The organism is Pseudomonas sp. P1_F7, from assembly GCF_056405655.1.
In genome coordinates this window covers 131,124-156,461 of record NZ_JBFUBR010000004.1, presented here as the reverse complement: position 1 = coordinate 156,461, position 25,338 = coordinate 131,124, and the positions used below count along the sequence as shown (strand labels likewise).

Below are 25,338 nucleotides of genomic sequence, written 5' to 3'. Positions count from 1 at the left end.
TTGCGCTAAATGTTTGTGCGCTAAGCAAGTGCGAAGTGAATGTATCGCGCAAATATTTAGCGCGCAATATAAACTTTCAAAGAAATTTGAAAAAAGACGCAAGGCTGTGGGGTGGTTTAGGTTGAAAGTATTGAAATAGAGCTATTGAGGGGGGATTTTTCAGCGGGGATTTTTTTAGGAGACGGTGGCGAACCCGGTTTTCTGGTGGGCCGCAGAGCTCCTGTGGGAGCGAGCTTGCTCGCGATTGCAGTCTCACATTCAGCAATGATGCTGGCTGACACACCGCCATCGCGAGCAAGCTCGCTCCCACAAGGGATTTGTGGTGAATTGGAAACTACAGGCTGTCTTGCAGGTGACGACGCAGCTCCTGCAGCTCGGCTTGCAGGTTTTGCAGGCGCTCCAGTGTCATCCCGCTGGCGCCGAGGATGCACTGGGGAATATCCCGGGCTTTGTCGCGCAAGGCTCGGCCCTGCTCGGTGAGTTCGACGATCACCACGCGCTCGTCTTCGCGGCTGCGGGTTCGGCTGAGCAAGCCTTCGGCTTCCAGGCGCTTGAGCAGCGGCGTCAACGAGCCTGGGTCGGTCAGCAACCGTGTGCTGATTTCGCCTACGGTCAAACCGTCCCTTTCCCACAACACCATCATCGCCAGGTATTGCGGGTAGGTCAGGCCCAGCGCTTGCAGCAAGGGTTTGTAGACCTTGGTCATCATCAGCGAAGTGGAATGCAGTGCGAAGCAGGCCTGATTGTCCAGCAGCAGGTTGTCGCAGTTGTCCGGGGTGTTGCGCTCGGTGGTCATGTCGAAGCCTTGATCTGTGATCTTGGGAATCTAGCGGGCGAATCTTTAATGCGCCAGATAATTTTGATCAGTGCCGTTGCAAATGGGTTTGCAGCAGCAGATCCCAGGGCGGAACCGGGCTGAAGCGGGTTTTCAGGTACTCCAGCAACAAGCGACTGCGGGGGTTGGGTTGTTGTTCCAGGCGCAAGGCGTAGATGCCGGCACTTTCCGGTTTCGGCAGGCCGCTTTCGCAGAACAACGGTAACAACTCACCCCGCAACAGGTACTCGCTGGCCAGCCAGGTTGGCAGGTGTGCGATACCCAGTCCGGCCAATGCGCCGCACACCAGTGCTTCGGCATTGTTGGCGCTCATGCGGACCCGCGCCGGCCGGTGCAACTGCATTTGCCCGTCCAGCTCGAAACGCCAGGCGAAAAGCGGGGCCAGGCCATCCCAGTCGAGTCCGTCGTGTTCAATCAGCTGTGACGGATCAGTCGGCACGCCGCGACGCCGCAAATAATCAGGGCTGGCGCAGGCGATGCGCACCATGCTCGCCAGCGGCGTGGCCACCAGTCGGGTGTCAGCTAATTGGCCGGCGCGCAGCACTAGATCGACCTTGCCGAGGTTCTGGCCCTGCATGTCGACGAAACTGTCGATAAGGTGCAGTTGAACATCGAGCCCGGGGTAGAGCATGAGGAAATCGGCAATCACCGGTGCCAGGTGCCGGCGACCAAAGGCTGCCGGCGCATCGATACGAATCAGACCTTCCGGCGCGCTGCTCAGGGACACCGCCTCGGCCCGGGCCAGGCGCAACTCGGCGACGATCCGCCGTGCGCGCTCGGCAAAGGCCAATCCCGCCGGGGTGGCACGTACTGCATGCGTGCTGCGGATGAACAACTGACTGCCGACCGCGCTTTCCAGGCTGTCGATACGCCGTGCAACGGCCGAAGGGGTCAGCGGATGACGGCGCGAGGTGGCGGAAAAACTGCCGGTTTCCAGCACATCGAGGAACAAAGCCAGTTGGTCGGTCAGTTGATTCGGGTTCATGGCAGCTTTGCGCTTGTGCGAATTTGGCACAGCCATTGTGCGTCGCTATGCGTTTCCGCGCCAGATGCAACTGCGTAGCATCGATGTCGTGAGGTAAGGAGAAATCGACGGTGATTGAGTTTCTGATGTATCTGGTGTTCGGCACTGCCTTGGGCACGCTGGGCGGTTTGTTTGGCATCGGCGGCGGCCTGATCGCCATTCCGCTGCTGGGCGTGCTGTTCGGGCTCGATCAGCAGATAGCCCAAGGCACAGCGCTGGTGATGGTGGTGCCGAACGTGATGCTGGCGCTGTGGCGCTATCATCAGCGCAACCGGATCGAACTGCGCCACGCGTTACCGCTGGCCATCATGGGGTTCTGCTTCGCCTGGCTCGGATCGATCTGGGCGGTGGGCATTGATGCGCAAACCATGCGCATGGGGTTTGTCGCGTTTCTAATCGCACTCTCGGCGTACAACCTCGTTCGCATGTTCGCCGCTAGCGCTCCGCCGGCTTCGCAGATGAACTACTCATGGCCCTGGCTGGGCCTGCTTGGTGCTGCTTCCGGCACGATGGGCGGGTTGTTCGGTGTGGGGGGCGCGGTGGTGGCGACACCGGTGCTGACCAGTCTGTTTGGCACCAGTCAGGTGGTTGCGCAGGGGTTGTCGTTGGCGCTGGCCTTGCCGAGTACGGGGGTGACGCTGGTGACTTACGCCGCGCACCATCAGGTCAGCTGGGTGATCGGCTTACCCTTGGCGGTCGGCGGACTGATGAGCATCAGTTGGGGCGTGAAGGTTGCCCACGCATTGCCGGAGCGGTTGCTGCGCGGGCTGTTTTGCGGGTTCCTGGTGTTCTGTGCGGTGATGCTCGCCTTCAAAGTTTGAAGCCTTCGACGATGTGCTCGGCCAGGCACTCGGTGATCGGCGACGGGTTATGCAGGTTGCGCACGAGCATGATGCTGGCCTCTGGCAGCAGCGGCAGGTCCTCGGCCTCACCGAGGATGCGCATGTCCGCGGTGATCAGGCTTTCAAGTTGCGCGGTGACGGCCAGGCCGGCGCTGACCACCGCCATGATCGCCGACAGGCTGTCGCTGTTGTACGCCACCCGGTAATCGCGCCCCCGGGCATCGAGGGCATTGCAGGCCCACAGGCGGCAGAAGCAATCACTGTTGAACATCGCCAGCGGCAGCGGCGTCTGCTCGTGAGCGCTGTAGCATTGCGCTTCGGCCCAGACAAAGCGTTCCTTGCGCAACAACTGACCGATTTCACTGCCCGGTTCGCGGGTCACGATGGACAGGTCCAGATCCTGGCGCATCAGCAGTTGTTTTGATGATTCGCAGTGCACTTCTATCTGAATCAGCGGGTAAGACTGGGCAAACCGGCGCAGAATTCCCGGGAGGAACCGCATCACATAATCGTCCGGCGTGCCGATACGCACGGTGCCGACCATGTCGGGTTCACGCAAGGTGTTGAATACCTCACTGTGCAGCTTGAGGATGCGTCGCGCATAGCCGAGCAACACCTGGCCTTCAGCCGTCAGTCGCACCTGCCGCCCGTCGCGCTGGAACAACTGACGCTGCAGCACATCTTCTTCCAGCCGTTTCATCTGCATGCTGACGGCTGACTGGGTGCGGTTGACGATTTCGCCGGCGCGGGTAAAGCCGCCCTGGTCGGCGATGGCGACGAAGGTGCGCAACACTTCGGTATCGATACTCGGGTAGGCGGACATCCATCAATCTCCGAGATATGTGACATCAGAAACATTCGTTGGATTGATCTTAGACCCGGCGCGAGACTGGAGCCATCCAAACGGAGGGCAACAAGATGAAAGGTCAACATGAGTTCCACGGCGCAGAAAAACACTCGATTCACGTGATATCCGATCTGCTGCACAAGGTCGGCCGCTGGTACGAACTGCATCGCGAGCGCGAACTGCTGGCGAGCTTGAGCGACGAAGCACTCAAGGACATCGGCATGAGCCGTGCGGATGTGGAGAACGAGTCGATCAAACCGTTCTGGAATGACCCGATGCATAAATGATGAATGCCACGCTACACAAACCCCTTACCGGTGAGGTAGGTTGCGAGCAGACAAGGAGACGCCCATGCCCGCAACATTGTCCTTTACCCTTAAACAGGCTCGGCGTCTGGCGCTGGCCGCCCAAGGGTTCAACGGGCGGTCATCGCCAGCGGCGATCAAGGCTGTTGCGCTCAATCGCCTGATCGAACGGCTGGGCATTCTGCAAATCGATTCGGTCAATGCATTGGTGCGTTCGCACTACCTTCCGCTGTTTTCCCGCCTCGGTAACTACTCTTCCGATTTGCTCGACCAGGCTGCCTGGAGTCAGGGCCGGCGCCGTACGTTGTTCGAGTATTGGGGTCATGAAGCCTCGTTATTGCCACTTTCCATGTACCCGTTGATGCGTTGGCGCATGCAGCGTGCGAGCCGTGGCGAAGACATCTATCAACAATTGGCGCGCTTTGGCCGCGAACAGCAAGACACCATTCGCCGGGTGCTGGCTTCGGTTGAGGAACAGGGCGCGCTAGGCGCCGGGAGCCTGTCGAGCCGTCAGGAACGAGCCGGGCCCTGGTGGGACTGGAGCGCGGAAAAGCATGCGCTGGAATGGTTGTTCGCTGCCGGTGAAGTGACCGTTGCCGGCCGGCGCGGATTCGAAAGGCTCTACGATTTGCCGGAGCGGGTGATTCCCCCGACGGTTCTTGCGCAACCCATCCTGAGTGAAGAAGACGCCCAGCGCGGCCTGTTGCGGCATGCGGCAATGGCATTGGGTGTCGGCACAGAGAAGGATTTGCGTGACTATTTCCGCTTGAACCCAGCGGACAGTCGTCCCCGTTTGGCCGAGTTGGTCGAGGCCGGTGAATTGCTGGCCTGCGAAGTCCAGGGCTGGCGACAACCGGCCTTTTGTCTGCCCGAGCCAAAAGTGCCACGCAAAGTCGCCGCCAGTGCATTGCTCTCGCCATTCGATTCGCTGATCTGGGAGCGCAGCCGGACCGAGCGGCTGTTTGATTTCCGCTATCGGCTGGAGATCTACACACCACAGGACAAGCGGGTGTACGGCTATTACGTCCTGCCGTTTTTGCACAACGAGCGGATTGCTGCACGGGTCGATCTGCGCGCCGAACGGGCGGTGGGCCGTTTGGCCGTGCATGCGGTGCATGAAGAGGTCGCGGGGCTGGATGAGGAGGGGATGCTGGCGTTGGCGGTCAATTTGCGGCAAATGGCGGATTGGCTGGGGTTGGCGCAGGTTCAGTTGAATTGCCCGCGGGCGAGTGCGGCAAGGTTGCGGGTGGCATTCATACAAATTGGCGGTGTTTGWTCTGACGCCATCGCGAGCAAGCTCGCTCCCACATCGATTCTGTGTCGTTCACAAATCAAGTGTGGGAGCGAGCTTGCTCGCGATGGCGGTCTATCAGGCAAGCAAAATCTAGCGCCGAACCTGCTTCAGTGTCTCAGCAATCAAAAACGCCAGTTCCAGCGACTGATCGGCATTCATCCGCGGATCGCAATGGGTGTGGTAGCGATCCGACAAGCCATCCTCGGTAATCGGCCGCGCACCACCGATGCACTCGGTGACGTTCTGCCCGGTCATTTCGATATGGATGCCACCGGCATAACTGCCTTCGGCTTCATGCACCTGGAAGAACTGCTTCACTTCGCCAAGGATCTGCGCGAAGTCGCGGGTCTTGTAACCGCTGCTGGCCTTGATCGTATTGCCATGCATCGGGTCGGAACTCCACAGCACCTGCTTGCCTTCACGCTGGACGGCGCGGATCAGCTGCGGCAAGTGATCGCCGACCTTGTTCGCGCCCATCCGTGCGATCAGGTTCAGGCGGCCCGGGTCGTTGTCCGGGTTGAGCACGTCGATCAGGCGAATCAGGTCGTCGGGGTTCATGCTCGGGCCGACCTTGACCCCGATCGGGTTGTTCACCCCACGCAGGAATTCGACGTGGGCGCCGTCGAGCTGTCGGGTGCGGTCGCCGATCCACAGCATGTGCGCCGAGCAGTCGTAGTAATCGTTGGTCAGGCTGTCGCGACGCACGAAGGCTTCTTCGTAGTTCAGCAGCAGCGCTTCGTGAGCGGTGAAGAAACTGGTTTCGCGCAGCTGCGGCGAACTGTCCATGCCACAGGCGCGCATGAACGCCAGGGTTTCATCGATGCGGTCAGCCAGGTGGCTGTATTTTTCCGCCAGTGCCGAGTTGGCGATGAAGTCCAGGTTCCACTTGTGCACCTGATGCAGATCGGCAAACCCGCCCTGGGCAAACGCGCGCAACAGGTTCAGGGTGGCGGTGGACTGGTGATAGGACTGCAGCAGGCGCTCCGGGTCCGGCACGCGGCTTTTTTCGTCAAAACCGATGCCGTTGACGATGTCGCCACGGTAGGCGGGCAGGGTCACGCCATCGATGGTTTCGTCATTGGCCGAACGGGGTTTGGCGAACTGCCCGGCCATGCGCCCGACCTTGACCACCGGGCAGCCGGCGGCAAAAGTCATCACGATCGCCATCTGCAACAACACCTTGAAGGTGTCGCGGATTTTCGCCGCGGAGAATTCGGCGAAGCTTTCGGCGCAGTCGCCACCCTGTAATAGAAACGCGCGGCCCTGGGTCACCTCGGCAAACTGACGGCGCAACTCACGGGCTTCACCGGCAAATACCAGCGGCGGATAGCTGGCCAAGGTCTGCTCGACCTGCTGCAAATGCGCGGCGTCGGGGTATTGGGGTTGTTGCTGGATCGGCAGGGCGCGCCAGCTGTCAGGGCTCCAGGGTTGGCTCATCACGGTCTCTAGTGTTTTCGCTCGGACGTCCATGTTATCAGCAAATTAGTGCGTGACCTGTTCCCGTCGCTTCGCCGACAATCTCGCCTTTGCCGCTCTCTACACGCGGTGTTATTGCGTTGCCGGCCCCGGTGACGATCAGGAGATGAAATGACTGAGGAGCGCGTCGAGCATCTGCTCGCCGAGGTACAGGACGAGTTCGGTGTGATTCGTGTGCTGGAAGTGGCCGATTACCGTTTTCTCGAGTTCGGTGATGCCATCGAGCAAAGCTGCGTGTTCACGGCCGATCCGAGCTGGCTTGAGTACGACTATACCCGGGCGATGCTGATTGGTGCGTTGTGCCACGAGCACCCGGAAAGCGCGCTGTTTCTCGGTCTCGGCGCCGGTACGCTGACTCAGGCCTGCCTCAAGTTCCTGCCGCTGGAAGATGTCGAAGCCATCGAGCTGCGCCCGGACGTACCGCGCCTGGCCATTGAATACCTGGGGCTGGATGACGATCCGCGCCTGTACATTCGCGTTGGCGATGCCCTGGAACTGCTCGACACTGCCGAATCGGCTGACCTGATTTTCGTCGACCTTTATACCGATGTCGGTCCGGGTGTCGGACATCTGGCCTGGAGCTTTCTGGAAAACTGCCAGAAGCGATTGAATCCGGGTGGCTGGCTGGTCATCAATCAATGGGCTACCGACGATGGCAAACCCTTGGGCGCCGCGTTGTTGCGTGGTTTGTACCACCGACACTACTGGGAGCTGCCGGTGAAGGAGGGCAACGTGATTCTGATCGTGCCGTCGGAGCTGGATCAGGAACTGGACATGGACGGCTTGATCGCTCGCGCCGAAGCGCTGGCGCCGCGGTTGGGGTATTCGCTGGATTCGTTGATCAAGTGCATTCGTCCGGCTACCTGATTAATTGATTGTCTGGACGGGCCCCTTCGCGGGCAAGCCCGCTCCCACAGGTTTTGCGCAGATCCCTGTGGGAGCGAGCTTGCTCGCGATAGCTTTCCAACTGGCAATACAAAGCTAAAGCCCTTTAAACACTCCAGGCCGCCGCTCCACCATCGACCGCACACCTTCCTTGACGTCCTCGCTGGCCATCAACTTCTTGACCAGCAGCGGCAACGCCTGTGCCGCCGCAGTTTCCCCTTCATAGCGGGCCTGTCGCGCAGACATCAACGTCGCCTGCACCCCAAGCGGCGCCTGGCGGGCGATCCGCTCGGCCAGTTCAATCGCCCGGGGCAGCAAGTCTTCACTGGCCATGACCTCCTGCACCAGACCCAGGTGCAAGGCGTCACGGGCGTCGAATTCATCACCGGTCAATAACCAGCGCATGGCATTTCCCCAGCCGGAGACTTGATGCAGACGCAGGGTCGCACCGCCGAATGGGAAGAGCCCGCGTTGCACTTCCATCTGCGCGAACCGGGTGTTGCTGGCGCACAGGTTGATGTCGGCGGCCAGCATCAACTCGATGCCGATGGTCAGGCAATAGCCTTGGGCGGCGACGATCACCGGTTTGCTGACCCTGGGACCTGCGAACACCGCCCACGGATCACAGCCGCCGGGCGGAACCTGCCAGCCATCTGTCAGTGTGACGCTGGCATTGACCAGGTCGAGCCCGGCGGTAAAGTGCTCGCCATGAGCAAACACCACCGCCACCCGCGCCTCGCTGTCGGCTTCGAACTCGCCATAGGCCAGACTCAACGCGTTGAGCAGGTCGAGATCGAAGGCGTTGCGCTTGGCCACCCGATCCAGGCCGATCAGGAACACATGACCATGCCGTTCGCGGCTGACTCGACTGGAGCTGGGCTGATTCATGGAGCGATCCTAGGGGTGGGAAAGGCGTGCCAGACCGGCGGTCTGCACGGCAAAGGGTGAACCGTTTTAGCGCCATCACCCGCAAGGCCGGGCCTTTGAAAAGTAGACGGCTGATCGATTATTCGCAAAGCCTGTGACACAACGGCGTATCCGGCGGATTTCCGATAAAAAAAGCTCCCTTTTTGGGTGAATTCCGGTATAGTGCGCGCCGGCCTTTAACCGGGCCGCGTTTAGGTAGCGCAATTCCCCGAAGCCAGCTTCGGCTGCACGTCCGCCCAGCGGACTCTCCCTTGACGATTCTTTTCATTCATTCGTTTTCGCAAATCCCCGCCGACAAAGCTGCCAGGGCGACTCTTGAGTCTCAACACGGCACGCGCAGCTTTGGAGCATGGGTCTTTGCGGATGCACTTAGAGGCAGACCCATGACCCAGGAAACCGGCGGCTTCGCCGCTTTTAATCTTAATCCGAATATTCTTGCAGCCGTCACCGCGACTGGCTACGAAGAGCCATCGGCTATTCAGCAGCAATCGATCCCGATCATCATGGCCGGTCACGACATGATTGGTCAGGCGCAAACCGGTACGGGTAAAACCGCTGCGTTCGCCCTGCCGATCCTGCATCGCATCGATCCTGCAAAGCGCGAACCGCAAGCCCTGATCCTGGCCCCAACTCGTGAGTTGGCGCTACAAGTTGCAACCGCTTTCGAAACCTATGCCAAGCAAATGCCGGGCGTAACTGTTGTGGCTGTCTACGGCGGCGCGCCGATGGGCCCACAGCTGAAAGCAATCCGTAATGGCGCACAGATCGTTGTCGCCACTCCGGGCCGTCTGTGCGACCACCTGCGTCGCGACGAAAAAGTACTGGCGACCGTGAACCACCTGGTTCTCGACGAAGCCGACGAAATGCTCAAACTGGGCTTCATGGACGACCTGGAAGTTATCTTCAAGGCCTTGCCTGTCACCCGTCAGACCGTATTGTTCTCGGCCACCCTGCCGCAGTCGATCCGTGCCATTGCTGAACGCCACCTGCGCGATCCGCAACACGTGAAGATCCAGACCAAGACCCAGACCGTTACCGCGATCGAACAGGCTCACCTGTTGGTTCACGCTGACCAGAAGACTTCGGCCGTTCTCAGCTTGCTGGAAGTGGAAGATTTCGACGCCCTGATCATGTTCGTGCGCACCAAGCAAGCGACCCTGGATCTGGCCAGTGCCCTGGAAGCCAAAGGCTACAAAGCCGCTGCGCTGAACGGTGACATCGCCCAGAACCAGCGTGAGCGAGTGATCGACTCCCTCAAGGATGGCCGTCTGGACATCGTTGTGGCGACCGACGTTGCTGCTCGTGGCCTGGACGTTCCGCGCATCACTCACGTGTTCAACGTTGACATGCCGTACGATCCGGAATCCTACGTTCACCGTATCGGCCGTACCGGCCGTGCCGGTCGCGAAGGTCGTGCACTGCTGCTGGTGACTCCGCGTGAGCGCCGCATGCTGCAAGTGATCGAGCGTGTTACTGGTCAGAAAGTTGCCGAAGTTCGCCTGCCGGACGCTCAGGCCGTTCTCGATGCCCGCATCAAGAAACTGACCAACAGCCTGTCGCCGCTGGTGGCCGATGCCGAATCGACCCACGGTGATCTGCTGGATCGCCTGACTGCCGACATCGGTTGCACCCCGCGTGCCTTGGCCGCAGCCCTGCTGCGCAAGGCAACCAACGCTCAAGCGCTGACCCTGGCTGCAATCGAGAAAGAACGTCCACTGGTGCCGAACAACGCACCGCGTGGCGATCGTCCAGAGCGTTCCGGTGATCGTCCTGAGCGTGGTGACCGCGAGCGTCGCGCTCCAATGCCACTGGCTGAAGGCCGTGCCCGTTGCCGTACCGCGCTGGGCGCGCGTGACGGTATCGCCGCCAAGAACCTGCTGGGCGCCATCCTCAACGAAGGTGGTCTGGCGCGTGAAGCCATCGGTCGCATCCAGGTGCGTGACAGCTTCAGCCTCGTCGAGCTGCCGGAAGATGGTCTTGAGAAGTTGCTGACCAAGCTGAAGGACACTCGCGTTGCCGGTAAGCAGTTGAAGCTGCGTCGCTACCGCGAAGATTGATCCGCTCTCGGGCTGATTGATCGAACATGAAAAATCCCCGACTGGTTCGGGGATTTTTTTTGCCTGCGAAACAGCCCTGTGCTTCAGCCGAAGCGGTAGATGTCCATGCCCAGTGCACCCATGGTGAAGCCCTGGTGGGCAACGCTGAACGGCCCGCCAGCGGCGCGGGCAAAGTAAAGCGGCAACAAGTGTTCGTCGCTGGGATGGTTGCGCACAGCATTCGGTGCTTGCGCGCGGTAGTCGTGCAATGCGGCTTCGTCATTCGCTGCGAGTTTGTCGATCATCCAGTCGCGAAACGCCTGTGCCCAGGGCTCAACGCTCTCGGGGCCGGCATGCCAATCCAGTTCCCGCAGGTTGTGGGTGATGCTGCCGGAGCCTATCAGCAGCACCCCGTGCTCGCGCAGGCTGGCCAGCGCGTGGCCAACGCGGGTCTGCAAGGTGGGGCCGCCACGGGTGGGCAGCGATACCTGGACAATTGGGATGTCAGCTTGCGGGTACATCAGCGATAAAGGCACCCAGACGCCATGGTCGAAAGGCCGATTGCTGTCGATACGCACAGGAAAGCCAGCGGTTTTCAATAGCTCGGCAACCTCTGCGGCGAGTCGTGGATCGCCGGGAGCCGGGTACTGGACTTCGAACAGGGCTTTGGGGAAGCCGCCGAAGTCATGCCAGGTTTCTGGTTGTGGATTGCCGCTGACCAGCAGTTCATTGCTTTCCCAGTGCGCAGAAACAATCACGATGGCTTTTGGCTTCGGTATCTCGGCGGCCAGGCGGGTGAGTGCCGGCCCGCTGGCGCCGGGCTCCAGAGCCAGCATGGGGGAGCCGTGGGATATGTACAGGCTGGGGAACATGAATGAGCTCCTGAGAGTTAAGATGCAACATCTTCAGTCAGATCATTAATCTAAATCTAATATAAGTTTTAGGGTGTTTTGATCGAATTTTCGGGGTTATTTATGCAGCCGGAGTTTTGGCACAAAAAGTGGGCGGCGAACCAGATCGGATTTCACCTGCCGCAGGTGAACCCTCATCTGAAGCGGTTCTGGCCAGCGTTAAGCCTTGAAGAGGGGGCGCGCGTATTGGTGCCGTTATGTGGAAAAAGCCTGGATTTGCTGTGGCTCGCTCATCAAGGCCATGAGGTCTTGGGAATCGAACTGTCGGAAAAAGCCGTCGAGGAGTTTTTCAGCGAGCATGGTTTTGATCCGGCCATCAGCGAGCAGGGGCCATTCAAGGTCTATCGGGCAGGTTCCATCGAGCTTTGGTGTGGTAATTTCTTTGAGCTGACGGCCGGCGACACTGCTGATTGCTCCGCGCTCTATGATCGCGCCGCGTTGATTGCGTTGCCGCCGAAGATGCGTGAGCAATATGCCACGCACCTGAATCGGATTCTGCCGAAAGAGTGTCGCGGATTATTGATCACGCTGGACTATGACCAGGTACAGATGGATGGACCGCCGTTTGCCGTGCTTGATGATGAGGTGCAGCGATTGTTGGGTGGGTCGTGGTCGTTGAAGGTTCTGGAGGATCAGGACGTATTGAGTGAGAGCGAGAAGTTTCTGCAGGCGGGCGTCACGCGGCTGGAGGAGCGGGTTTACCGGCTGACGAGCCACTAGCAAAAAAAACGGGGCGATCAGATCGCCCCGTTTTGGTTTCTGCTGCAGAAGAATCAGCCCCGACGACGAGCCAGAGCGTCGATACGCTCTTCCAGTGGCGGGTGGCTCATGAACATGCGAGCGAACCCTTGCTTGATGCCACCGTTGATGCCGAAGGCGTTCAGGGTGTCGGGCATGTGCACCGGCAGCCCTTGTTCCGCCCGCAGGCGTTGCAGGGCGCCAATCATCGCGGCGGTGCCGGCCAGGTTTGCACCGGCTTCGTCGGCACGGAATTCGCGCTTGCGCGAGAACCACATGACGATGGCGCTGGCCAGGATGCCCAGAACCAGTTCGGCGAAGATGGTCGCCACGTAGTAGGCAATGCCCTGGCCTTCTTCGTTCTTGAAGATCACCTTGTCGACGAAATTACCGATGATCCGCGCGAAGAACATCACGAAGGTGTTCACCACGCCCTGGATCAGCGCCAGGGTAACCATGTCGCCATTGGCGACGTGGCCGATTTCGTGGGCCAGGACGGCTTTCACTTCATCCGGCGAGAAGCGCTCGAGCAATCCCTGGCTGACCGCGACCAATGCGTCGTTCTTGTTCCAGCCGGTGGCGAAGGCGTTCGCCTCGTAGGCCGGGAAGATCCCGACTTCGGGCATCTTGATCCCGGCTTCGCGGGACAGTTGCTCGACGGTTTGCAGCAGCCATTGCTCGTGACGGGTGCGTGGCTGGGTGATGATCTGGGTGCTGGTGCTCATCTTCGCCATCCACTTGGAGATGAACAGCGAGAACAGCGAACCTGCGAAACCAAAGACCGCACAGAAAATCAGCAGCTGATTGAGGTTGAGGTCAACCCCATTGGCCGCCATGAACCCGTTGAAGCCGAAAAGGCTCAGGGTGATGCTGGCAATCAGCACGACCGCCAGGTTAGTGGCCAAGAACAGCAGGATGCGCATCATGGTTGTAGAAATCTCCTCATGCTAAAGATGTAGCGTACTGCGGGGTATATAAGGTGCTGCACCGGGGTATTCAACCGGGTGACTATTTCAAACTGTGTCCTACGGCAACAGTCTAGCTGCTTGCAGGGCAATTCCGACGAGTATGCGGGAAGAGTTTGTCAGTCAATTCATGTCGAAGGCCCCGCCTTTGTTAGGCGCGAGCAGGCAAGGCGCTATCCGGCAGCGACAAAGCGACTGCCAGTGGCGAAATGCAAACAAATGTTGCCGAATGAATCACCGTGCGACCTGCGGGAACGTCGCACGGTGACAGATCGCTTACTGGCGGTAGGACTTGAGGAAGCCGCCGATGCGTCCGATGGCCATCTCCAGGTCATCGACACGGGGCAGGGTCACGACGCGGAAGTGGTCCGGCCATGGCCAGTTGAATGCGGTGCCTTGAACCACCAACAGTTTCTCGGAGAGCAGCAGGTCGAGAACAAACTTTTCGTCGTTATGGATCGGGCAGACCTTGGGGTCGATCCGCGGGAATGCATACAGTGCCCCCATCGGTTTGACGCAGCTCACGCCCGGAATGTCGTTGAGCAACTCCCAGGTGCGGTTGCGTTGCTCCAGCAGGCGGCCCTGCGGCAGCACCAGGTCATTGATGCTCTGATAGCCACCCAGGGCGGTCTGGATCGCGTGCTGGCTCGGCACGTTGGCGCACAGGCGCATGTTTGCCAGCATGTCGATGCCTTCGATGTAGCTCTGGGCGTGGTGTTTCGGGCCGGAAATGGCGATCCAGCCGGAACGGAAACCGGCCACGCGATAGGACTTGGACAGACCGTTGAACGTCAGGCAAAGCAGGTCTGGCGCCAGGGAGGCGGTGCAGATGTGCACGGCATCGTCGTAGAGAATCTTGTCGTAGATCTCGTCGGAGAACACCACCAGATTGTGCTGGCGGGCCAGTTCCAGCATGCCCAGCAGGACTTCCTTCGAATATACCGCGCCGGTCGGGTTGTTCGGATTGATGATCACCAGGGCCTTGGTGTTCGGGGTGATCTTGGCCTTGATGTCGGCCAGGTCCGGCCACCAGTTGGCTTGCTCGTCGCACAGGTAATGCACCGGATTGCCGCCGGACAGGCTCACGGCTGCGGTCCACAGCGGATAGTCGGGCGCCGGCACCAGCACTTCGTCGCCATTGTTGAGCAGGGCCTGCATCGACATCACGATCAGTTCGGAAACGCCGTTGCCCAGGTAGATGTCTTCTATGCCGACGCCTTCCACCTGCTTTTGCTGGTAGTACTGCATCACGGCCTTGCGCGCACTGAACAGGCCCTTGGAGTCGCTATAGCCCTGGGCGGTCGGCAGGTTGCGGATCACGTCCTGGAGGATTTCATCCGGTGCTTCGAAACCAAAAGGTGCCGGGTTGCCGATGTTCAGCTTGAGGATGCGATGACCTTCCTCTTCCAGGCGCTTGGCGTGCTTGAGCACCGGGCCGCGAATGTCGTAGCAGACGTTGGCGAGCTTGTTCGATTTGCTGACCTGCATGGCGATGTGTTCCCGAAAATGAACGATCCAGACGGCGTTTTGGACAACCGTGCTGGGAATCCTGCGTATTCACACAGGCCTGACGCCTTGAGATGCAGCACCCATATTTCCGTTTGAATGCGCGTGGTCTGGCTGCCAGACTGGCGTTTGACGAGGCGCAATCATACGTGCCGCCCGATCCGTGGAAAAGGTACAGATCGGGCTTTTTCAGCCGCTGAGGTGTGATGATGGAAAAGTTGGAAAAATCCCTGGAAGAATGGAAGGCGATGCTCGATCCAGAGCAGTACAACGTGTGCCGCCTCAAAGGCACCGAACGACCGTTTTCGGGCAAATACAACGCCACCAAGACCGACGGCGTCTACCACTGCATCTGCTGTAACGAGCCGCTGTTCGACTCCAGGACCAAGTTCGATTCCGGCTGCGGCTGGCCGAGTTTCTATGCGCCGATCGGCGACAGCGCCATGACCGAAATCCGTGATGTCAGTCACGGCATGATCCGCACCGAAGTGGTCTGCGCCAAATGCGACGCGCACCTGGGGCATGTATTCCCTGATGGTCCGCCGCCGACCGGTCTGCGCTATTGCATCAACTCGGTGTGCCTGGACCTGGTACCCCGCTCGTAATGCGAGCCCTGTAGGAGCAGCCTTCGGCAGCTCCTGCAGTTGGTCAGCGTTTTGATTAATTAAATTGCACACAATTCAATTGCTCGCTATTTTATTGTCTCTTCCATTCGTTCGGAACCTCAAACATGAGCGACAACCTGCTGAGCATCCCTTGCACCACCATCAAGGGTGAACAAAAGACCCTGGCGGATTTCGCCGGCAAAGCCGTGCTGGTGGTCAACACGGCCAGCAAATGCGGTTTCACTCCGCAGTACAAAGGCCTGGAAGAGCTGTGGCAGACCTACAAGGACCAGGGCCTGGTGGTGCTCGGTTTTCCCTGCAACCAGTTCGGCAAGCAAGAGCCGGGCAACGAAGGGGCGATCTCTGAATTCTGTGAGCTGAACTTCGGTGTCAGCTTCCCGCTGTTCAAAAAGATCGACGTCAATGGTGCTGGCGCCCATCCCTTGTTCGTGCAGTTGAAAAAGCGCGCACCGGGTGTGCTGGGTTCCCAGGGCATCAAGTGGAACTTCACCAAGTTCCTGATCGGCAAGGACGGGCAACTGGTCAAGCGCTTTGCCCCGGCGACCAAGCCGCAGGACCTGACCCGCGAGATCGAAGCCTTGCTCAAATGAACACCTTGTCAGTCGATTCCCTGAAGCTCGACAGCCAGCTGTGTTTCAAGCTGTACGCTGCTTCCCGGGCGGTGATTCGCGCCTACAAGCCAATGCTCGATCAGTTGGGCCTGACTTACCCTCAGTACCTGGCGATGCTGGTGCTGTGGGAGTGGCAGGAAGCAGCCCCGGAGCAACCGACCGTCAAGGCACTGGGCGAGCGCTTGGCCCTGGATTCCGGCACGCTGACACCGTTGCTCAAACGCCTCGAACAACTGCAACTGGTGCAGCGTCAGCGTTCGGCACGCGATGAGCGTGAAGTGCATCTGAGCCTGTCGCCGGCCGGCATGGCCTTGCGCGATCAGGTCGGGCCACTCAAGGCGCGCCTGTTGTGCGACAGCGGGGTCGATCTGAATCGTCTCAACGAGTTGCGCGATGGTCTTGATCACCTGTTGGGACAGATCAAGACGTTGTCGTAACGGGGATCCACAAGTCCAGCAGGGAGGCCAGTTCTTCCCGCCGGAAGGGTTTGGCCAGGTAGTCGCTCATGCCCGCGGCACGACAGCGTTCGCGCTCCTCCGACATGGCGTTGGCCGTCAAGGCGACGATGGGCAGCTGGGGCCAGCGTCCGCTGTGGCGGATTTGCCGGCTGGCCTCATAGCCGTCCATCACCGGCATGTTGCAGTCCATCAGCACCAGATCGAACTCCCGTTGTTCGAGTTGATCCAGGGCCTCGGCACCATGAGCAGCGGTGGTGACCTCGCAGCCGAGTTTGCCGAGCATGCCCTTGGCCACCAGTTGGTTGACCGGATTATCTTCCACCAGCAGCACGCGCCCGCGGCGCTGTGGGCATTGCGCGTCGAGTCGGACGTCATTGATCGGGTGGGTTTGCGGTTGCAGGATCCGCCGCAACAACTGATGCAGCGTATTGCGTGCCAGGGGGCGGGCCTGCTGTTGCAAGGGGGCGAGGGCATTGACCTCTTCGCTGGGCATGAAATTGCCATAAGCGGTAATCAGCAGGATCGGTGCGCTGAGGGTGGGGCGCAAATTGAACAGGCACTCGGGGCAGTCGGTGATGAGTACGTCGGCCGCCAGGCCAATCAGTGGGTCATCCATGGAGCGCCGCTCATAGTCCAGCTCCCAGCCAGGCAACAGACTGTTGAGCAATTCGCCCAGTCCGCTACTGGCGGCCGTGATGGCGATGACTTTGCCCTTGAGCGAAACAGCAGGCATTGCACGGGTATGGCTGGGCAATGGCAAGTCCGCGCAGAACTGGCTGCCAAATCCCGGCTCGGAGCTGATCGTCAGGCGCCCTTGCATGGCTTCGCAAAGGTTGTAGGTCAGGGCCAGGCCCAGCCCGGTACCGCCAAATTGGCGGGTAATGCCGGCGCCGGCCTGGGTGAAAGGCTGGAGGATCTTGACCTGGGCATCCTGAGGGATGCCGATGCCGGTGTCGCACACTTCGATTCTGACGCCGTCGCCGAACGTCGACAGGCGCACGTCGACCCGTCCGAATCGGGTGAACTTCAAGGCGTTGGACAGCAGATTACTGACGATCTGTCGCACCCGGGTCGGATCGCCGAGCACCAGTGCCGGGAAATGCGGATCGATCAGGCAGGTCAGTTCGACGCTGGGGGCGGCGTTCTGCGACAACAGGTTGGCGGTGTCTTCGATCAGCGAGCCGAGGTCGAAGGGGATGTGTTCGAGTTCGAGTTGACCGGCATCGAACTTCGACAAGTCGAGAATATCGTTGAGCAATTCCACCAGCACTTTGCCTGAGTCATGGGCGATGGACAGCTGTTGCTGTTGTTCGGCATTCAACGGCCCGTCGAGGGACAGCGCGATCATCCCGAGCAAGCCATTGAGGGGCGTGCGGATTTCATGGCTCATGTTGGCCAGGAACACCGAGCGGGCTTCGGCCATGTCCAGTGCTGTGCTACGAGCGGCTTCCAGTTCCTCGTTGGATTGGCTCAGCCGGGCGTTGATCGCGTTGAGTTCGGCAGTGCGGGCCGAGACGATATTTTCCAGTTGGCCGAGATACTCGGTCAGGCGGTTTTCCGCGTTGCGCCGCTGCTGGATTTCGGTGGCGATGTTTTTGAATTGCTGGTTGGCAACCTTGACCAGCACGCCGATCTCATCGTCGGCGTGCCCGGCGGGACACTCCAGTGAGCTCGGCTCGGTGCTGCTCGGGTCGCGACCGCTGAGTTCACGGATGACCCGCACCAGGGGTTTGGTCAGCATCACATAGAACAGCGCCAACAGGATGCCGGACAGCAGCAGGCTGCGGGCGAAGCCGTTGAGCAGGGTCACTTCGGCCCGGCGCAGGAACCGGTTGCCGAAGGCGTAAGTGTCGACGTTCAGCCGCAGCGTACCCAGGGACTCATTGGGTAAATGATCCAGGTAAAGTCGGTCTTCGAACTGTCGGTTGGCGCCGAACAGGAAGTCACTGAACATCCGGTAACCGTTTTCCACACCGGGTCGCTTGACGTTGGCCAGCACAGTGCCGTTGTTGTCGGTCAGTTTCGCGCCAATGATCGCCGGCGAACGCAGCAGGCCCAGGGTCAGTTCCTTGGCGAGTTCGGCGTCGATGTTGTAGGCGATTCGCGAGGCCGGGTTGTGGCTGATTTCCAGTAATGAAAGGATTTCACGATTGATGGAGGCATCTTCACTGGCATAATCGATGCCTATTTGCAGCAGGCTGAGCAGCGTGCCCAGAATGAAACCGACCAGCACGGTAAGCCGGGCTTGCTTGAATGACAGCCGGTTGGTGAATTTTATATCCATGGGGGGGTGAACCACTTCTGTTTCCTTTCGCTGCTCAAGCATAGCCGATCATGCCTGCCTACTGATGTTCTCGCGAGGCCTGTACTGCGGGGGCAGCCGCTTGTCTGACGCTGTGTTTCGTCGCTGTATCACCATCATTACTGTGAACGTGCCCGAGGAGAAGTCGTGGATTCCCGATTGAATGCTTTTCTTGAACGCGCCGATGCCGTTCTGGCCCGCATCGAGCCGTTGCTGCCGGCACCGCGGCCAGCCATCGACTGGACGCAATGCCTGGCCGCGCGCTGGCAGCGTGAGTCGCGCGGCGGTTATCTGATGCCGCTGGAGGTCAGCCTCGACATGCGTTTGTCAGACCTGATCGGCGTCGACCGGCAAGTCGAGCAGCTTGGGCGTAATACCCAGCAGTTCCTCGATGGCATGCCGGCCAACCACGCTTTGCTCTGGGGCTCGCGCGGCACCGGCAAGTCGTCGCTGGTGCGCGCCTTGTTGGCCGAACACGCTCAAGCCGGTTTGCGCTTGATCGAGATTGAGCGTGATCACCTGGCAGACCTGCCGCGAGTGGTCGAGCAGATCGGCAAACTGCCCCAGCGTTTCGTGCTGTTTTGCGATGACCTCTCGTTCGAGTCGGGTGAGGGCGATTACCGAGTGCTCAAAAGCGTCCTTGATGGCTCGCTGGAACAGGCACCGGACAACGTTTTGCTGTACGCCACGTCCAACCGTCGCCACCTGGTGCCGGAAAAGGAAAGTGACAACGAAAACTGGAAACGGGTCGACGGCGAATTGCATCCCAGCGAGGCAGTGGAAGACAAGATCGCGCTGTCGGACCGCTTCGGTTTGTGGCTGTCGTTCTATCCGTTTACCCAGGAACACTTCCTCAACGTCGTCGAGCACTGGATCGGCCAGTTGGCCGGCAAGGCCGGACTGGCGTGGCAGCGCAGCGAAGAGCTGGACATTCTGGCGGTACGCTGGGCCACCGGGCGGGGCAATCGCAATGGACGTTGCGCTTATCAATTTGCCCGTTATTGGGTCGGGCTGAAACTGTTGGAGCACAAGGCATGATCGATTTACAAAAGAGCGGCCAGGGTCTCGAAGGCTACGGCATGCTGTACGCGCAGCTTGAGTCCTTGTTGGCGGACGAGCGGGATTTCATCGCCAATACCGCGCAGTTCTCGGCGTTTCTGTTCAATCAGCTCGATGACCTGAACTGGGCCGGTTTCTACCTCAACCGCAATGAGGAACTGGTGCTGGGCCCGTTTCAGGGGCAGATTGCTTGCGTGCGGATTCCGTTCGGTCGCGGTGTTTGCGGGACAGCGGCAGCCACCTTGCAGACTCAGTTGGTCGAAGATGTGCACGCGTTCCCCGGTCACATTGCCTGTGACAGCGCCTCGAACAGCGAACTGGTGGTGCCGCTGGTCAAGGACGGCCGATTGATCGGTGTGCTCGACCTCGACAGTCCGAAGCTCGCGCGTTTCACCGCGCAGGACCAGGCCGGAATCGAACAGCTGGCGGCGATTTTCCTGCGCCTGACCGACTGCTGATCAAGACCTCAGGCCTGCCGAGGGGCCAAGCATAGTTAAGGCTCTGTCACTTTGCCTTCGTCGTAGTGTTCGATCTGACGTAGTAACGCGTCCTCCAGCTCAAGCATGGCGCACTCCATGGATTTGCAGCATGCAGCCACTTCTTCGCGATCGAAATCCTCATGGCAGGCTGCTTCGAGCGCCTCGCAGCGGTCGGTCAAGCGGGAGGCCTGCACTATCCGGGCTGCGCCTTTGATTTTGTGGGCAATGTCCTGCAGCGCCTGCGTATCTGCGGAGCTGGATAGCGACAACAGCGTTTGCAGATCCTGGCGGTTGCTGCTCACCAACTCGTTGAGCAATCGCCGGTTCAACATCGGGTTGCCCCCGGTCAGCAGTTTCAACCCGTGAAGGCTGAACGCCGGGGTTGCATGGGTGGGTTCAATGCCTTGTACCCATTGACTCAAGGCACCGAGGCTGAGGGGTTTGAACAGACAGTCGTCCATTCCGGCCTGTTTGCAGCGTTGTATTTCTTCCGGTTGGGCGTTGGCGGTAAAACCGAGAACGGTGCAGGGTTGACGATGGTTTTGTCGTTCATGCTGGCGAATGGCACGGGCCAGCTCGTAACCGTTCATGACCGGCATGTTGCAATCGGCGATCACCAGATCAAACGGTTGGTCTTTCCATACCTCCAGTCCCTCCTGACCATCGGCCGCAACGGTAAATCGATGTCCAAGAAATTCCAGTTGCTGGCACGTGAGCAAGCGATTGGCCGAGTGATCGTCGACTACCAGCACACTCAACGGGGTTGTGGCGACGATGATTTGCGTTTCGGCCACTTGGGCTGACTGTTGCAGCGGCAACGTTTCCAGCTGCAGCAACAGCTCCACTTGAGTGCCGACGCCCGGCTCGCTGCGCAATTGCAGACTGCCGCCCATCATCTCGCAGAGGTTGCGGCTGATCACCAGCCCCAGCCCTGCACCCCCCCTGGCCGATTGCATGGCGTTGTCGGCTTGAGCGAAGGGTTCGAACAGGCGCTGTTGATCCTGTTCGCTGATCCCGATACCACTGTCGTGAACCTGCACCCGCATCTGCACATGATCAGGTTGCGTTGCCGGGTGCAGATCGACAATGACCCGGACATGGCCTTGCTCGGTAAACTTGATGGCATTGCTGATCAGGTTGGACAGCACTTGCTTGAAGCGCAAAGGGTCCAGCAACACATCAAAGGTCGGGTTGGCCGATGAAAACTCCAGCACCAGCTCGAGTTCCTTCTGTCGGGCCAGGCCATCGAAAATCCGCACGACCGAGGCTACGAGTTCACCCGGACTAACGCGCTCCGGGCTCAGGCTCAAGCGTCCTGATTCGATTCTGGCAATGTCTAGAATGTCGCCAATCAGCTCCAGCAACCCTTTCGCCGAGTTGTAGGCGACATCGATGGCCGGACGCTCCGGGTGCTGATGATCAAGACGCTTGAGTGTCAGTTCAAGCATGCCAATGATCGCGTTCATCGGCGTGCGGATTTCATGGCTCATCGTGGCCAGAAACGTGCTTTTGGCCCGGTTGGCGTTATCGGCACGCTCTTTCGCGCAACGCAGATCATCGAGCAGCTGCCGCCGTTCACTGATGTCGATCCAGCCACCGATAATGCCTTGCACTTTTGCGCTGGAATCCCGATAGGGAAGAATCCAGTGATAGATCGTCAGCCGCCGGCCACCAATGTGCAGTTCGCGATCGACGATCAACGGTCTGCCCTCGGCCACCACGCGTTGGTAGTCAGCCTGGTACTCCCGGGCTTCGAACACATTGCTCATCGATCCCTGCATGACACTTTTGCCGATGACATCTTCACGCCTGGCGCAGAACGCTTGCAGGTAACTGTCGTTGCAACTTTGCAGTAGCCCCTGGCGATCACGTACGTAGATCGGATGGGGCGTGCCATTGACCAGCGATCGCATGAACTCGAATTGATCGTTCAACGCACGCTCGGCGGCCTTGCGTTGCTTGATCTGGCGTCGCATGTAGTCGTTCCACGCAATGGAAATCAGCAACAGCACGCCTGCACCGATGACGATTTGGTAGAACAGTCTTTGATAATTGCGCCAGGTGCTTTGCGAGGACGCCGAATAGCCGCGCCAGCGACTGTTGATGATGCCCAGCTCCTCCGGCGAGATGCTTAGTAACGCCTTGTCGAGAATCGCGTTCAGCTCTTTGGCGCCCCGAGCGGTGGCAAGGGAAAACGCTGCCTGCTCGGTGCCGATGGTGGTGCTGATTTGCAATGTGTGCTCGAACAGCCGCGACGAAATGAAGTAATTGGCAATGATCAGTGAGTTCACCGCGCCCTCGGCCTGACCTTCGGCGAGTAACTCTACGGCGCTGAAGGTGTCCGCGGTTTCGATCAACTTGATCCGGGGAAATTCTCTGCGCAGGTAATCCATGAGTGGATTGCCGCGGGCAATGGCCAGGCGCTTGTCCTGCAACTGCACGAGGTTGGTCGGGCTGTCGGCGGCTTTGCGGGTCAGCAGGACGTAGGAATTTTCCAGAAAGGGGCGGGTAAAGTTCAGTTGGGTTTGGCGTTGGGCGCTGGGGAGCAACGCGGCGATCACATCGGCCTTGTTGTCCTTGATCTGTTTGATCATCTCGTCATCGCTCCGACTGTGCTGGATGTCAAAGCGCAAGCCGGTGCGCAGTCTGATCAGCTCAAGCAAATCTGCGGTGACCCCGCGAAAGTTGCCGTTGCTATCGAAAAACGTCAGTGGCGCAAAGGCTTCGTTGACGATGACGCGGACTATCGGGTGGTGTGCCAGCCAGCGTTCTTCCCGGTCAGTGAGTTGCAACTTTTGATCGGTCAGCAGAATGTCGCTACCGGCGCTCCAGCGTTTGGTAATGTTTTCTCGTTCACTGGAGGGGATGGCCGTGATCATCGCGTTGATGATGCCGAGCAGCTCGGGGGTGTTCCGGTTGACGGCGAAGCTGAAACCAAAGGCTTCATGTTTGCCGAAGTTGGCCATGCGGATGTTGTTCAGGTACCCCTTGTTGATCATGTAGTGAGTTGAAATGGTGTCACCGAGAAACACGTCCGCCTGATCGAAAGCAACGGCATTGATCGCATTCTGGTAGGACGGATAGGACGTGATGATCGCCTTCGGGTACAACGCCTTGACTTCCGCCAGTGGCAAGTAGTGATACACCATGCTCAGGCGCAAACCGGCCAGGCCATCGGTGAGGGATCGGGTTTCCCCTTCGCGGGTCACCAATACGGGTTGGTCGACGGCATAGGGTATGGACAGTGCAATGTCGGCATTGCCGGCTTCGAATCCATTGGCGGTGCCGAGCAGATCGACTTCGCCATTTTCCAGTGCAGCGATCGCGGCCCCTCGGGAATCGAAACGCTGAACCGTGACGGGCAGACCGGTTACTTTTTCCAGGAGACCGGCGTAATCGGCGGTAAACCCTTCATAGTCCTGCCCACTCGTGGTCAGGTCGAAAGGGGGGTAGTCCGGGGCCGACGTACCGAGCGTCAGTTCATGTTTTTGCTCTATCCATTGCTGTTGGGATTCATCCAGTCGAACCTCCATTGACCCGGCCTTCGAACGGCTGAGCAGCGTGTAGTGTTCACTGTTCGGTGCCCCGAACAACGAGGTGCTCACGCATAGACCTGCGGTCACCTGTATCAGATAAACCTTCAAACGGCTGGGCATTGAGGGTCTCACACTAGCGCGTTACGTTTAGCCATCTCGATTAGTTCAACCAGGGATTTGGCTTTGAGTTTCTGCATGAGGCGCTTTTTGTAGGTGCTCACGGTTTTGTTGCTCAGAAACATCCCCTTGGCGATTTCCTTGTTTGTGCGACCTTGGGCAAAAAGTTGCAAGACCATCAGTTCCCGGTCGTTTACGGATTTGAACAACTCCAGTTCGATGCAGCGTGTTTCATCTCCGCGGACGGGGTTCAAGGCCTCGCTCGGAAAATAGTTGTAACCTGCAAATACCGCTTTTATGGCGCTGACCAGTTCACTGATGTCCTCTTGTTTGCAGACATAGCCCGAGGCACCGGATTGCATGCAGCGAATGCCGAAAAGTGTCGGGCATTGTGCTGTCAGTACCAGTGTTTTAAGAGGGGTACTCATTGCGTTGAATCGGGATAGCACTTCCAGGCCATCCAGTTTTGGAATGCTGATGTCGAGAATGACCAGGTCCGGCATGCATTCGCGAACCATCTGCATGGCGTCGACCCCATTGTCAGTTTCGCCGACGACTTTGTAACCTTCATGTTCCAGCAGCATTCGAACGGCAAGGCGGATAACCGGGTGATCGTCGACAATAAAAACGTTTTGTGGACAGACGTCTCTTTGGTGTCAAAGCCCTTAGGCTTTGACCTGCTCCTGCTCCTGCTCCTGCTCCTGCTCCTGCTCCTGCTCCTGCATTAACAAGCTTAAGCTCTGCTTTCGATAGGGAGTGCTCTAAGCTTGATGTTACTGACACACCACTATCTATGGCATACCCCGGAAGCCTCAGGATTTTGCCGGTTTGCTTTTGACCCCCTAAACCGGCCCATATCGATGCATAGTCGATCTCGCCAGTTCAAGCCTCTTAGAGGTGTCGATACAGGGGAGCTTTGGCCTGGCTTACGAGCCCCTCACGATCCATAAAGATCGCGACGGAGATGGGCTAGCGGGTTTCACAATGCAGCGCAATGACGATAGTATTGTGCCATTACCCAGGGACACCCGGATGCCCAGTAACCCTCGCCTAGCGGGTGAGGAGGGCGGTAGGAGCTCGGCATGGATCAGCTACGCCACAGGAACGCAGACAGACAGCGACTATATCCGGAGTATTTACTCGGGAGCTTTCGTCGTGCCTGAGATTTGATGAACATCTGACCAACACCCCCGATGAGTCGCCCAGCCGAACATAATCAGTCGAACAACATTTCAATAACTAAGGGATTCATGCATGAGTGAGCAGGAACAGGAATACGCTTTTCACCCAGCTGATCTAATCGAATATGCGATGGACAAGCCAATTGGCGCAGCCCGCGCGGCGTTGACAATGGGGTTGGAAGAAGCTGACGTTTACCCCGATATTATCATTGGTGAACTGTCAGGGAACATGGAGTTGAATCAGCGTTTCCTGAAGAAGCTCACGGGTGCTTTGCGGAAGAATCCAAATAAAATTATTGGTGATATGCCAAATCATATCAAGGCTCTTCAGTTGGAGCGCGATCTCGGATTATGACTTCCTTTAACTATTATTTTGTG

At 59.0% G+C, this 25,338-nt stretch carries 22 protein-coding genes and 1 pseudogene; 12 read left to right on the top strand and 11 right to left on the bottom strand.

The window, feature by feature from the left end:
• Positions 1 to 334: 334 nt before the first annotated feature.
• Positions 335 to 796 (bottom strand): MarR family winged helix-turn-helix transcriptional regulator, encoded by a 462-nt coding sequence (locus AC1D1M_RS06960; protein WP_008017203.1) that lies wholly within the window; start codon positions 794 to 796, stop codon positions 335 to 337.
• A 67-nt stretch (positions 797 to 863) separates the two neighbouring features.
• A complete protein-coding gene (locus AC1D1M_RS06955) occupies positions 864 to 1,820 on the bottom strand; it encodes a LysR family transcriptional regulator (RefSeq protein ID WP_477775064.1) in 957 nt (318 codons plus the stop codon).
• A gap of 110 nt (positions 1,821 to 1,930) precedes the next feature.
• On the opposite strand from AC1D1M_RS06955, the gene AC1D1M_RS06950 reads away from it, so the two are divergent.
• Positions 1,931 to 2,680, top strand: coding sequence for a sulfite exporter TauE/SafE family protein (locus AC1D1M_RS06950; RefSeq protein WP_477775063.1), 750 nt, complete (start codon positions 1,931 to 1,933; stop codon positions 2,678 to 2,680).
• Here AC1D1M_RS06950 and AC1D1M_RS06945 read toward each other — a convergent pair.
• Entirely contained in the window at positions 2,670 to 3,524 is an 855-nt protein-coding gene (locus tag AC1D1M_RS06945; RefSeq protein ID WP_150726292.1) for a LysR substrate-binding domain-containing protein, read from the bottom strand. The genes AC1D1M_RS06950 and AC1D1M_RS06945 overlap by 11 nt on opposite strands.
• Before the next feature lie 95 nt (positions 3,525 to 3,619).
• Here AC1D1M_RS06945 and AC1D1M_RS06940 point away from each other — a divergent pair, with 95 nt between their 5' ends.
• Both AC1D1M_RS06940 and AC1D1M_RS06935 read left to right on the top strand, forming a co-directional pair.
• The gene (locus AC1D1M_RS06940) at positions 3,620 to 3,835 is read left to right on the top strand and encodes a DUF1127 domain-containing protein (protein ID WP_007983517.1); all 216 of its coding nucleotides are present in this window, start codon (positions 3,620 to 3,622) and stop codon (positions 3,833 to 3,835) included.
• Between the two features lie 64 nt (positions 3,836 to 3,899).
• A pseudogene (locus tag AC1D1M_RS06935) lies at positions 3,900 to 5,123 on the top strand (winged helix-turn-helix domain-containing protein); the annotation flags it as partial.
• A gap of 114 nt (positions 5,124 to 5,237) precedes the next feature.
• On the opposite strand, the gene AC1D1M_RS06930 reads toward AC1D1M_RS06935, so the two are convergent.
• The gene (locus AC1D1M_RS06930) at positions 5,238 to 6,584 is read right to left on the bottom strand and encodes a class II 3-deoxy-7-phosphoheptulonate synthase (RefSeq protein WP_008017196.1); all 1,347 of its coding nucleotides are present in this window, start codon (positions 6,582 to 6,584) and stop codon (positions 5,238 to 5,240) included.
• Positions 6,585 to 6,734: 150 nt separating this feature from the next.
• Here AC1D1M_RS06930 and AC1D1M_RS06925 point away from each other — a divergent pair, with 150 nt between their 5' ends.
• On the top strand, positions 6,735 to 7,490 hold the full coding sequence (locus tag AC1D1M_RS06925; RefSeq protein ID WP_008017195.1) for a spermidine synthase: 756 nt from the start codon (positions 6,735 to 6,737) through the stop codon (positions 7,488 to 7,490).
• Positions 7,491 to 7,604: 114 nt separating this feature from the next.
• Here AC1D1M_RS06925 and AC1D1M_RS06920 read toward each other — a convergent pair whose 3' ends face one another.
• The gene (locus AC1D1M_RS06920; protein WP_477775062.1) at positions 7,605 to 8,396 is read right to left on the bottom strand and encodes a crotonase/enoyl-CoA hydratase family protein; all 792 of its coding nucleotides are present in this window, start codon (positions 8,394 to 8,396) and stop codon (positions 7,605 to 7,607) included.
• 422 nt (positions 8,397 to 8,818) lie between these two features.
• Between AC1D1M_RS06920 and AC1D1M_RS06915 the strand changes: the two genes are divergently transcribed.
• Positions 8,819 to 10,492 (top strand): DEAD/DEAH box helicase, encoded by a 1,674-nt coding sequence (locus AC1D1M_RS06915; protein WP_477775061.1) that lies wholly within the window; start codon positions 8,819 to 8,821, stop codon positions 10,490 to 10,492.
• 83 nt (positions 10,493 to 10,575) lie between these two features.
• Here the strand turns inward: AC1D1M_RS06915 and AC1D1M_RS06910 are convergent, their stop codons facing one another.
• The gene (locus AC1D1M_RS06910; RefSeq protein ID WP_477775060.1) at positions 10,576 to 11,343 is read right to left on the bottom strand and encodes a DODA-type extradiol aromatic ring-opening family dioxygenase; all 768 of its coding nucleotides are present in this window, start codon (positions 11,341 to 11,343) and stop codon (positions 10,576 to 10,578) included.
• A 102-nt stretch (positions 11,344 to 11,445) separates the two neighbouring features.
• Here AC1D1M_RS06910 and AC1D1M_RS06905 point away from each other — a divergent pair, with 102 nt between their 5' ends.
• A complete protein-coding gene (locus tag AC1D1M_RS06905) occupies positions 11,446 to 12,102 on the top strand; it encodes a thiopurine S-methyltransferase (protein ID WP_477775059.1) in 657 nt (218 codons plus the stop codon).
• 53 nt (positions 12,103 to 12,155) lie between these two features.
• On the opposite strand, the gene htpX is transcribed toward AC1D1M_RS06905, so the two are convergent.
• Positions 12,156 to 13,046 carry a protease HtpX gene (htpX, locus tag AC1D1M_RS06900; protein WP_007973520.1) on the bottom strand — a complete coding sequence of 297 codons (891 nt, stop codon included), beginning with the start codon at positions 13,044 to 13,046 and terminating at the stop codon, positions 12,156 to 12,158.
• Between the two features lie 315 nt (positions 13,047 to 13,361).
• Positions 13,362 to 14,573, bottom strand: coding sequence for a pyridoxal phosphate-dependent aminotransferase (locus AC1D1M_RS06895; protein ID WP_007973513.1), 1,212 nt, complete (start codon positions 14,571 to 14,573; stop codon positions 13,362 to 13,364).
• A gap of 227 nt (positions 14,574 to 14,800) precedes the next feature.
• On the opposite strand from AC1D1M_RS06895, the gene msrB reads away from it, so the two are divergent.
• The 3 genes from msrB to AC1D1M_RS06880 all read left to right on the top strand — a co-directional run bounded on the left by msrB (position 14,801) and on the right by AC1D1M_RS06880 (position 16,265).
• Complete coding sequence (gene msrB / locus AC1D1M_RS06890; protein ID WP_477775058.1) at positions 14,801 to 15,196, top strand: peptide-methionine (R)-S-oxide reductase MsrB; 396 nt, start codon at positions 14,801 to 14,803, stop codon at positions 15,194 to 15,196.
• A gap of 125 nt (positions 15,197 to 15,321) precedes the next feature.
• The gene (locus AC1D1M_RS06885; protein ID WP_477775057.1) at positions 15,322 to 15,807 is read left to right on the top strand and encodes a glutathione peroxidase; all 486 of its coding nucleotides are present in this window, start codon (positions 15,322 to 15,324) and stop codon (positions 15,805 to 15,807) included.
• Complete coding sequence (locus tag AC1D1M_RS06880) at positions 15,804 to 16,265, top strand: MarR family winged helix-turn-helix transcriptional regulator (protein WP_477775056.1); 462 nt, start codon at positions 15,804 to 15,806, stop codon at positions 16,263 to 16,265. The genes AC1D1M_RS06885 and AC1D1M_RS06880 overlap by 4 nt, the downstream gene beginning before the upstream one ends.
• Here AC1D1M_RS06880 and AC1D1M_RS06875 read toward each other — a convergent pair.
• Entirely contained in the window at positions 16,249 to 18,612 is a 2,364-nt protein-coding gene (locus AC1D1M_RS06875; protein ID WP_477775055.1) for a hybrid sensor histidine kinase/response regulator, read from the bottom strand. The two genes, AC1D1M_RS06880 and AC1D1M_RS06875, sit on opposite strands and share 17 nt — an antisense overlap.
• Before the next feature lie 123 nt (positions 18,613 to 18,735).
• On the opposite strand from AC1D1M_RS06875, the gene AC1D1M_RS06870 reads away from it, so the two are divergent.
• Together AC1D1M_RS06870 and AC1D1M_RS06865 are read left to right on the top strand one after the other, a co-directional pair.
• Entirely contained in the window at positions 18,736 to 19,626 is an 891-nt protein-coding gene (locus AC1D1M_RS06870; RefSeq protein WP_223515638.1) for an ATP-binding protein, read from the top strand.
• Positions 19,623 to 20,105 carry a GAF domain-containing protein gene (locus AC1D1M_RS06865; RefSeq protein WP_477775054.1) on the top strand — a complete coding sequence of 161 codons (483 nt, stop codon included), beginning with the start codon at positions 19,623 to 19,625 and terminating at the stop codon, positions 20,103 to 20,105. Before AC1D1M_RS06870 ends, AC1D1M_RS06865 begins: the two co-directional genes overlap by 4 nt.
• 35 nt (positions 20,106 to 20,140) lie before the next feature.
• On the opposite strand, the gene AC1D1M_RS06860 is transcribed toward AC1D1M_RS06865, so the two are convergent.
• Entirely contained in the window at positions 20,141 to 23,782 is a 3,642-nt protein-coding gene (locus AC1D1M_RS06860) for a transporter substrate-binding domain-containing protein (protein ID WP_477775053.1), read from the bottom strand.
• Positions 23,783 to 23,790: 8 nt separating this feature from the next.
• Entirely contained in the window at positions 23,791 to 24,402 is a 612-nt protein-coding gene (locus AC1D1M_RS06855; RefSeq protein WP_477775273.1) for a response regulator, read from the bottom strand.
• Positions 24,403 to 25,033: 631 nt separating this feature from the next.
• On the opposite strand from AC1D1M_RS06855, the gene AC1D1M_RS06850 reads away from it, so the two are divergent.
• Positions 25,034 to 25,315 carry a hypothetical protein gene (locus AC1D1M_RS06850; RefSeq protein WP_054613947.1) on the top strand — a complete coding sequence of 94 codons (282 nt, stop codon included), beginning with the start codon at positions 25,034 to 25,036 and terminating at the stop codon, positions 25,313 to 25,315.
• Positions 25,316 to 25,338 lie beyond the last annotated feature (23 nt).